The sequence below is a fragment of the Candidatus Margulisiibacteriota bacterium genome (assembly GCA_003242895.1).
Taxonomy (GTDB): domain Bacteria; phylum Margulisbacteria; class Riflemargulisbacteria; order GWF2-39-127; family GWF2-39-127; genus GWF2-39-127.
This window is the reverse complement of record QKMY01000076.1, coordinates 1-9569: the sequence shown is the minus strand read 5'-3', so window position 1 is coordinate 9569 and position 9569 is coordinate 1. Positions and strand designations below refer to the sequence as shown.

The window sequence follows — 9569 nt, the reverse complement described above, 5'->3', positions numbered from 1 at the left end:
TGCATCTGAAACTTTTTAATTATTCTCAATCTGGCCGGTTTATTTTGAATCGGCCAGATTATTCAGCAACATTAAGCCGGATTATTCTGAGAAATAACAATGGGACAGTAGACTCTAGCAATAAATCCTTGTACAGATCTGGTTAAATTGGAAACGAGAGCGAGCCTATCCTTCCTTTGCTTACAAGTAGCATTTATGGCAAAAACAATAAAATTACGTCAACTATTTTGTTGACATAATATGCTTAACGTAATATAATTTCATTATTAAATAAATTAACGAAGGAGGAAACGAAAAATGAAAGGTTACAATCACGTAACTCTTGTTGGGAATCTTGTTAAAGATCCAGACAAGAAAAGCATCGGGAAGTCACAGAAGACCAGTTTTGTTTTAGCAGTGAGCAGGAATTATAAAAAGAATGATGAGCAGGAGGTTGATTTTATTCCGATTATCAGCTGGGGGAAATTGGCGGAAATATGTGGGGAGTATCTCAACAAAGGTAAGCGGATATTAGTAGATGGGAAAATCCAGATAAGAAATTATGAAAAAGACGATCAAAAAAAATGGGTAACAGAAATAGTTGCAGATGAAATTACGATTCTTTCAGCTTTAGAAAAAGATATGAATAGCAATAAAGATAACTAAAAATAAAAAGTAAAAAAATATTACAAATAACTATAATCTGTCTCGCTGACAGATTATAGTTATTTGTAACCGTTGTTGACAATAAGGGACAAATAATATAAATATATCTGCCAATTAAACAGATTAATTGGAAAGACTCATGCAATCGCTAAGCTATTTTTTTCTTAAGGGGAGTGCCAGATCAATAAAGGCAAAAATCAATATAGTAGCTTCGATTTTTTTAAAAGGAGCAAGTGTAGGCATTACACTATTGTTAGTTCCTTTGACATTATCGTATTTAAATCCGACAAAATATGGTATTTGGTTAACCTTAAGTTCTTTAATCGGGTGGTTTGGTTATTTTGATATAGGACTTGGAAATGGGCTGAGAAATAAATTTGCCCAGGCACTTGCTAAAAATGATAGCGAACTAGCCCGTAAATATGTGAGTACAACATACGCATTGCTTATTATGATTGTTAGTACACTGTATGTGCTTTTTTTGTTTTTAAATCCTTTTATAGATTGGTCGGTACTGTTAAATACCGATTATTCCATGAAAAACGAACTCTCCCGGTTGGCGCTGATAGTCTCCAGCTTTTTTGCTCTCCGGTTCGTGTGCCAATTGGTAAATGTTGTCCTTGTCGCTGACCAGAAACCTTCGCTAAGTTATAGTCTCAGTATTCTCTCGAACTTGTTTTCGTTAATTGTAATATATTTATTGGTGAAATATACTGCCGGATCTTTATTGTATCTGGGATTCGCAGCAAGTTCTATCCCGGTTATTGTTCTCTTAACAGCTTCAGCGTATTTTTTTTTCAATACTTATAAAAAGGTCCGACCATCAATAAAATATGTAGATTTTTCTGACGTTAACGAGTTGGCAGGGTTGGGGGTGCAATTTTTTATAATTCAAATTTCTATTGTAATTGTTTATTCAACTGATAACATTATTATTTCCCAACTTTTCGGACCGGAAGAAGTAACCTCTTATAATATTGCATTCAAATATTTTAGTCTTATTTCAATGGTATTTGGGATAGTTCTTGCTCCTTTTTGGAGCGCGTATACTGAAGCATATTTAAAAAACGATCTCTTATGGATAAAAAGGTCAGTTAATGGATTAATCAGGCTATGGCTATTATTTAGCATAGTTACTTTTTTTATGATTGTTTTTTCAAATTACTTTTATTCGTTATGGGTCGGGGACTCGGTAAAAGTTCCTTTTTTACTTTCGATAATGATGGGGGTATTTGTGGTAATAAGCATGTGGACAAAAATATTCAGCAATTTTAGTAGTGGAGTCGGTAAACTCAGATTACAGTTTTATGAAGCAATCATTATCGGGGTGATTAATATCCCTCTTTCTATATTTCTTGCTAAACAATTAAATATCGGGCCGGCCGGTGTTATGCTATCAACGATTCTTTGTCTTTTGGGAGGCGCGATTTGGACCCCAATTCAGTATCATAAGTTGATCAAAGGTAAGGCAACAGGTATATGGGCAAAATGAGAGTTAAATAAATGTTGACTAATATAATGATATTGTGATATATACGGAATTGGGCGGAAATCAGCCGTATTTTTTTGTATAGAAGCATATAGCAAAAATTGAGGTCAAATTTAGGTTTAATTTATGACATATAATGAAACAGAAAAAGTGTTATCTGATTTGTTGCAAAAGTTTCCGGCAATTCATATTCTAGGGAAAAGTATTTACAAGCGCCTGAATTATTTGATCTATAAAAAAAAATATAATTATAAATGTTATTATAAATTGCATCAATTTCAGGTGGGCGATAAAGAAACCTTTTTTGGCTATTACGATAAATCTCCTATTAATAGTACGAATGAATATGTAATTTTTCATGAAGCGGAAAGGGAGACAAATAAACTTCCAGATCCTTCTGTCCCGATAAGAATACATTTATATGATGTAAATGCAAATAAGGTAGTAAGTTCGTTTGCTTCAAAAACTTATAATTGGCAGCAAGGAACTAAATGCCAGTGGATAGATGCTACTCGCTTTATTTTTAACGATTATGATGAAAAAGCCGATAAATACACATCAAAAATAATAAACGCCCAGACTAGATCATTGGAAAAAATTATAGATTTTCCTATTTATGATGTTTACCAGAATACTGCATTATCATTGAATTATGATCGACTCGCGGTTCTTCGCCCTGATTATGGTTATCGTAATCGCCTGAATAAAAGAGTTACCGCTAACCTTTATGAAGATGGAATCTATATTGTTGATTTAAAGAAGAATAAAAGTGAACTTCTTATCTCCATTAAAGATGTAATTGCTATTTCCTATAACGCCAAAATGTCTGAAGCACAGCATAAAGTTAATCACATTATGATAAGTCCCAATGGTAAAAAATTTATTTTTTTGCACAGATACTTTATTGATGGAAAAAAACAGGACAGGTTAATCTTGTCTGATATTAATGGAAAAGATCTAAAGGTCTTGGCTGACCACGATATGGTGAGCCATTGCTGTTGGTGGCAAAACGATAAAGTGGTTACTTTTAAACGAGATTTTAACCAAGGCGACAAATATTATGCAATAAATGTTGATAACGGTCATAAAGAGATTCTGGGCGGAAAGAAAATAAATGCTTTCGGAGACGGGCATCCGAGTATTTTTAATGAAAATATGATTTTTGATACCTTTCCCTATAAATCTCGAATGCGTGACCTGTATATGTTTAATATTAACACTGGGGAACTCAGAAAACTGGGAGAGTTTTTTGAGCCCTTTGCATATTTTGGAGAATGCAGATGTGATCTTCATCCCAAATGGTCCCTGGATGGAAAAAGAATATTTATAGATTCGGTCCATACGGGAAGAAGAAGTTTATATATGCTGGAATTAGATGATCAATTGGTTGACTTGAATGCTAAAGAACCTAGAAAAGAGGTAGTAAATGCATATTTGCCAAGTCATATGGAACATTGATGCTATCGGTGGAACCGAAAGGGTTGTCGTAAATCTGGCAAAAGGATTTAAACAGTTCGGAACTATGAAGGTTTCGGTCATATCGATAGTTGGAGATGGAAAAAGTCATTATTCACAAGAATTATTTGACGATGGTATCAACCTGATACATTTATTCCCGAAAGTCAGGAAGGTATACAATCCGACTATCACCATCAAACTAATGAAAACCATCCATGGTTTATCTCCTGACCTAATTCATAGTCATATTTGGGGAGCCTCTGTGCATAGTTTGCTTTCTGCAAAATTAATGAATTTACCTCTGGTTGTCCATGAACATAATATTAATCAAACGCAAAGGTCTTATAGAAATATTCTTGATAAAGCAACCTTCAGCCTCAGAAACAAAACGATTGCGTGTTCTCAATCTGTCCATCAATCACTTATTGAGTCATTTAAGCTAATTAACCACAAAGAGAAGTTATCGGTTATTAACAATTGTATTAACGAGCATAACATGCGACCCAGCCGAAATCGTAATGAAGTTCGTAAGGAGCTTGGTATCGGAGAAAGTGACTTTGTATTTATCAGTGTCGGAAGATTAAGTAAGGAAAAAAATCATCAATCTTTAGTCGAAGCATTCCATTCGATAGCAAAAACTTATAAGAATTCAAAATTATTGATAGCCGGAGACGGTCCTCTTTCAGAAGATTTGCGCAGTCAGCTCAAAGCCTTGCATCTTGAAAAAAGTGTTACTTTATTGGGTTTGATAAAAGATGTTCCTAGCTACCTGTCTGCTGCAGATGTTTTTGTTTTGCCTTCGTTATGGGAAGGCTTGCCCATGGTTGTTCTTGAAGCCATGTATCTTAACTTACCGCTCATTGCGAGTAATGTGGGCATCATAAACACGCTTGTTATCAATGGGAAAACAGGGTTTTTGATTGAACCTTTGGATATTAGTGCGATAAGCGGGTATATGAAAATGTTTATTGAGAACCGGGCACTGGTAAAAAAAATGGGACAGTCTGCTTCGGATCTTGTAAAAAATAGATTCTTGATCGAATCGTATGTAAGAAATCTTTCAAACATATATAAAGAAATTCTTTTGAGAAATTAGTCACGGGATATATTCCAGCCAATCTTTATAGGATTCACGTAAATAATTCGTTATGATATAATTATGTAAATTTTTCGATGGAGGATTAGCTGTGGCCTTAGTTGTGCAAAAATTTGGAGGAACATCCGTTGGCGATGTAACAAAAATACATAATGTTGCCAAAAGAATAATCAAAACCAAGCAAAATGGTAACAATGTTGTTGTGGTTGTATCGGCAATGGGTCATCAAACTGATCATCTCGTCAAATTAGCTTATGAAGTTTCAGATAATCCGAAAGCTCGTGAATACGATGCCTTACTGGCAACTGGGGAGCAGCAGTCAGCAGCGCTTGTCGCTATGGCAATTAATAGTTATGGATTTGATGCGGTTTCACTGAATGGGCATCAAGCCTGTATTTTTACTGAAGAACTTCATCTTAAGGCTCGCATATTGGATGTTGATGCGAAACGTTTGAAAAAAGAAATATTAGAAGGAAAGATCGTTATTGTAACTGGGTTCCAAGGGGTTAATTGTAATGGCGATACGACTACTATTGGCCGGGGAGGCTCTGATACTTCTGCGGTTGTTCTTGCGGCAGCTCTTAATGCAGATGTCTGCGAGATTTTTACTGATGTTGACGGGGTGTTTACAACGGATCCAAGAATGCTTCTAGATGCTCGTAAACTTGATGTCATTTCCTATGAAGAAATGTTGGAATTTGCAAGTTTAGGTTCTGGTGTTTTACATCCCAGAGCTGTTGAATGTGCTAAAGAAAATAATATAGTTTTACATGTACGGTCTAGTTTTCATGAAGGGGAAGGTACTATTGTTAAGGAGGTTACTAATATGGAAAGAAAGAAAGAAGTTACCGGAGTAGCGTTTGATACTAATACTGCAAAAATTGCTGTGCTTGGTGTTAAGGATGAGCCTGGAATGGCAGCAAAGTTATTCGGCTTATTAGCAACAGCTGCTATTAACGTCGATATGATAATTCAAAGTCAGGAAGAAGATATCAGGAACTCCATAACGTTCACGGTTCCTGAAACCGATGTCGAAAGAGCCGTTATAATATCAAAGCAGTTTAGCGAAGATAACAATGCCGGGCAAGTAATTTATGATACTAAAGTTGCTAAGATTTCTATTGTTGGTGTCGGAATGATTTCAACACCTGGCGTTGCCGCAAAAATGTTTCAAGCTCTGGCTGATAATTCCATTAATATTGAGTTAATTAGTACGTCAGAGATTAAAGTTTCTTGTGTTATTAATGAAAAATATACAAAAGAAGCTGTGGCGGCCTTGCATAAGATATTTTCATTAGATACTTCTAATTAAGGGATTATATGTACCAACTTGGCCTGGTAATACTTGTTGCTTTTTTGCTGGGAAGCATTCCTTTTTTTTCGCTTATTAACTATTATGTACGTACGATGCCCTTTGAGCGGGTAAAGACCCGAAGGTTTCCTGCAACGAAGACGTTTTTGTTTCCTATGTTTACGGTCTCCATGATGTCCGGTCTGGTCCTCCTCGATATTACCAAAGGTATCATCGCGATTTATATTGGAGATCAAGTTCTCGGGCAATCGGATTATTCTTTGATTGTGGCAACCGCCAGTTGTTTAGCCGGGAACCTTGCCAGTCAATTTATTTTCAGGAAAGACTTTGTCAGCTCATTCCTGCTCTGGGGAATTTTTTTTCGTATTAATCCCATTATTTCTCTTTTCGTTTTAGTATTTGGTATAATAATATATCTAATAATTAATAATATATCGATATTGGAATTGTCTACTGTTTCTGTTTTTCTGGTGTATTATTTGTCGAGTAATCAGCCGAAATCATTTGTAGTTTTTGCAATAATTGCACTATTTTATATCCTTATTAAGAATCAAGAATTTATAAGAAAAATAATCGATAAAGGAGCTTAATCTTTTTACTTCTTAAATGTTAGTCTTGCTACAGTTACATATTTTGTGATAAACTATGTAAAAAGTGTAGCCGGGGCGTAGCGCAGCTCGGTAGCGCACCGGTATGGGGTGCCGGTGGTCGCTGGTTCAAATCCAGTCGCCCCGACCATTTAAGGAGTGGAACTCTGGTTAGCACGATTAAAAAGACGAAGAAAAAATACTTTACCTTTATGCTGGTACCACATAATACTAATGCCAAGGTCATTAATGTTAAGTTACCAGCATGGAGTTTTAAAGTAGCTAGCGCGTGCCTTTTCTTGTGTTTCGTGGCGTTTGTCAGCTCCATTTACTATTATACGAAAACAAATGCCAAGCTTTTTAATTACCATGAAATGATCTCCGAGAATAGTGACCAAAAAAAGCAGCTTGTTAAGTTCGATGAGGAGACCAGGAAACTTAATGTTGCCATTCAGGATTTAAAGGAAAAAGATCAAGAGGTACGAGGCTTACTTGGTATTGAAGACCTTTCCTTCTCTCGACCTTCAAAAGAGGCTTCAAAAAAAAAATATTTAAATAATATGTTTAGGGATAAAATTGTCAGTCTTTCTGTTAATGACTTACGAGGTAAACTTTATGCTTTGAACAAAGATTTGGTTCAAAGCAAGCAAAGTTATAATCTCCTTTTGGCCTCTGTAAAGGATATGACTCAGAAATTCGACTTTACTCCCTCCATCTCGCCGATTAGCGGACCTATCATTGCTGGTTTTGGCTGGCGACGGCATCCTATTTTTGGATCAATGGAATTCCATCGTGGAGTTGATATTCCGTCTTTTACAGGTGCGAATATTCTGAGTTCTGCAAAAGGGAAAGTCGTCTATAGCGGTTGGTATAGCGGATATGGTAATGCGGTAATTGTTGAGCATCGGGATGGTATTTCGACAGTTTATGGACATGCAAGCAGGCTATTGGTTAATGTCGGGGAAATCGTGAATAAAGGTCAGATAATTGCCAGAGTCGGATCAACCGGGTTGTCAACAGGACCGCATCTTCACTATGAAGTAAGAAAATGGAATCAGGCAATTAACCCGACCAAATATTTAGATCTGAATATTTTTACTGCCAATAAAGATATAAGGTAATGGGGAGGAGCTGCTGTGAGCATATTTAATGGAAAAAACTATGTCGAACAAGGTGTTACGACGCTTATCGGAAGAGGAACTGAATTCAAGGGAACCATTGATACGCAAGGTTCAGTAAGGATTGAAGGGTTGATGGAAGGGCAGATTAATGCCCAAGGGGACATCTATGTTGGCGAACAGAGCCAGGTAAAAGCTGACATGATTGGAAAAAAAATAGTCGTTGCGGGAGAGGTCACCGGGACGATTGAAGCGATTAACGGATTAGAAATAACGAGTACCGGAAAAGTATATGGCGATGTCATCGGGTCTCAATTAGTGATTGCCGAGGGCGCAATTTACAAAGGAAAAGTCAATATGGACCTGATTTCATCGAAAAGTGTCTACGATGAAGTCAATAGCCAGAAGAAAACTGAAGTTAATGAAGATAAGATTGCATTAAGTACCTCAAAAAGTTAAGCTATTGAAACAATCAACCAATAACTCAGGAATACTCTATATCATAGCACTCCCTATCGGGAATTATTCGGATATCTCCAACAGGATGATTGAAACATTGCGAAGTGTCGAAATCATTGCATGTGAAGACACCCGGGTAACCGGACTGCTTTTACAACACCTTAATCTCAAAAAGAAATTATTGAGTTACTATGAGCATGTTGAGCAGAATAAGTCGGAGGTTATCATTGATCATCTACTTCAAGGAACTGATATCGCGCTTGTATCAGACGCAGGAACCCCGCTTATCAGCGATCCTGGCTACGTTGTTGTCCGTAAGGCACGAGAGAAAAATATTCCTGTCATACCTGTACCCGGACCATCCGCAGTAATGTCCGCCTTATCTGTCAGCGGAATGTCCTCAAACAAGTTCTATTTTGCAGGATTTTTGCCAAAAGTTAATAACAAATTGAGTGAAGAGATCTTCTCTTGGAAAGACAAGGCAGGCAGTACTATCGTATTCTTTGAGAGCGGGCAGCGAATAAAAGATACACTCCAGGTTATGGAAACGATCCTGTCTGGACAGAAGCTTTTTCTGGCAAGAGAGATGACGAAGGCCTATGAACAATACCTCTATGGTCAAATAATAGAGGTATTAGAACAATTAAGCGAAACTGTCAAAGGTGAAATAACCTGTGTTATTGAAATACCGCCGAAAGATAAGATTATCGAAGAGAAATATGTCCAGTTAGCCCATGGCATGATGTCCAAGGGAATGCACCGCAAAGATGTTGTCCAGCTGCTCAGCGAAAATCTAAATTTACCGAAAAATCAGCTGAAAAAAATTTTAGAAGATTAATTGCAAACTTAAAATAGGGTGTGGTACAATCTATTAGGTTTTGCCCTATTGTGTAATGGTAGCACTCCAGATTCTGGATCTGGTTGTCGAGGTTCGAATCCTTGTAGGGCAGCCAGTTCTTTTTTATCCCAGCTAAATTCCCTGCAACCCTTTTATTAGATATTCTCCACTCTATAAAAACTATACTGCCTCCAGGCTAACTTAAGTATGCTACAATGTTATAAATGCTTATAAATTATATTCAATGTGGTTACTTAAGATATATTGGGCTCTACTCCGAAGATGGGGGAATCCAGATATTAACGACATAGTATTTTAACCCACAATCTGTAATTTTCAAAGTTTCTAAAACCGTAAGCCCTTCTTGATAGCATTTCCATTTTAGTATGAAATCCTTCTGTAATGCCATTGGACTTGCTAAACCGCCACATTCTCACGACCTCTTCTTCCCATGAATTTAACGTGTTACCTAATGTAACCAACCTATCTATTGCTGATTCGTTTAATTGCTTGAGATATTTCAAAAATACCGGGATTAATTTTTTGCACTGTTTTTTTGTTTGGTTT

General features: G+C 36.6%; 10 protein-coding genes and 2 tRNA genes. 11 read left to right on the top strand and 1 reads right to left on the bottom strand.

Annotation, left to right across the window (positions count from 1 at the left end):
• The first annotated feature begins 297 nt into the window (after nt 1-297).
• The 11 genes from DKM50_13760 (at nt 298) to DKM50_13710 (ending at nt 9117) form a co-directional block, all read left to right on the top strand.
• Nucleotides 298-645, top strand: coding sequence for a single-stranded DNA-binding protein (locus DKM50_13760; GenBank protein ID PZM77234.1), 348 nt, complete (start codon nt 298-300; stop codon nt 643-645).
• A 139-nt stretch (nt 646-784) separates the two neighbouring features.
• A complete protein-coding gene (locus DKM50_13755) occupies nt 785-2137 on the top strand; it encodes a polysaccharide biosynthesis protein (protein ID PZM77233.1) in 1353 nt (450 codons plus the stop codon).
• A gap of 123 nt (nt 2138-2260) precedes the next feature.
• Entirely contained in the window at nt 2261-3592 is a 1332-nt protein-coding gene (locus tag DKM50_13750; protein PZM77232.1) for a glycosyl transferase, read from the top strand.
• Entirely contained in the window at nt 3561-4688 is a 1128-nt protein-coding gene (locus DKM50_13745; GenBank protein PZM77231.1) for a hypothetical protein, read from the top strand. The genes DKM50_13750 and DKM50_13745 overlap by 32 nt, the downstream gene beginning before the upstream one ends.
• Before the next feature lie 91 nt (nt 4689-4779).
• A complete protein-coding gene (locus DKM50_13740) occupies nt 4780-6000 on the top strand; it encodes an aspartate kinase (GenBank protein ID PZM77230.1) in 1221 nt (406 codons plus the stop codon).
• An 8-nt stretch (nt 6001-6008) separates the two neighbouring features.
• Nucleotides 6009-6590, top strand: coding sequence for a hypothetical protein (locus DKM50_13735; protein ID PZM77229.1), 582 nt, complete (start codon nt 6009-6011; stop codon nt 6588-6590).
• Between the two features lie 71 nt (nt 6591-6661).
• A tRNA-Pro gene (locus DKM50_13730) sits at nt 6662-6738 on the top strand.
• Nucleotides 6739-6799: 61 nt separating this feature from the next.
• Entirely contained in the window at nt 6800-7708 is a 909-nt protein-coding gene (locus tag DKM50_13725) for a hypothetical protein (protein ID PZM77228.1), read from the top strand.
• 15 nt (nt 7709-7723) lie between these two features.
• Nucleotides 7724-8164 (top strand): cell shape determination protein CcmA, encoded by a 441-nt coding sequence (locus DKM50_13720; protein ID PZM77227.1) that lies wholly within the window; start codon nt 7724-7726, stop codon nt 8162-8164.
• Nucleotides 8165-8168: 4 nt separating this feature from the next.
• On the top strand, nt 8169-9002 hold the full coding sequence (gene rsmI / locus DKM50_13715; GenBank protein PZM77226.1) for a 16S rRNA (cytidine(1402)-2'-O)-methyltransferase: 834 nt from the start codon (nt 8169-8171) through the stop codon (nt 9000-9002).
• A 41-nt stretch (nt 9003-9043) separates the two neighbouring features.
• Nucleotides 9044-9117: transfer RNA gene (locus DKM50_13710), tRNA-Gln, on the top strand.
• A gap of 184 nt (nt 9118-9301) precedes the next feature.
• Here the strand turns inward: DKM50_13710 and DKM50_13705 are convergent.
• Nucleotides 9302-9569, bottom strand: a 268-nt coding sequence (locus DKM50_13705; GenBank protein PZM77225.1) for an ISL3 family transposase, incomplete at its 5' end; no start/stop codon positions are given.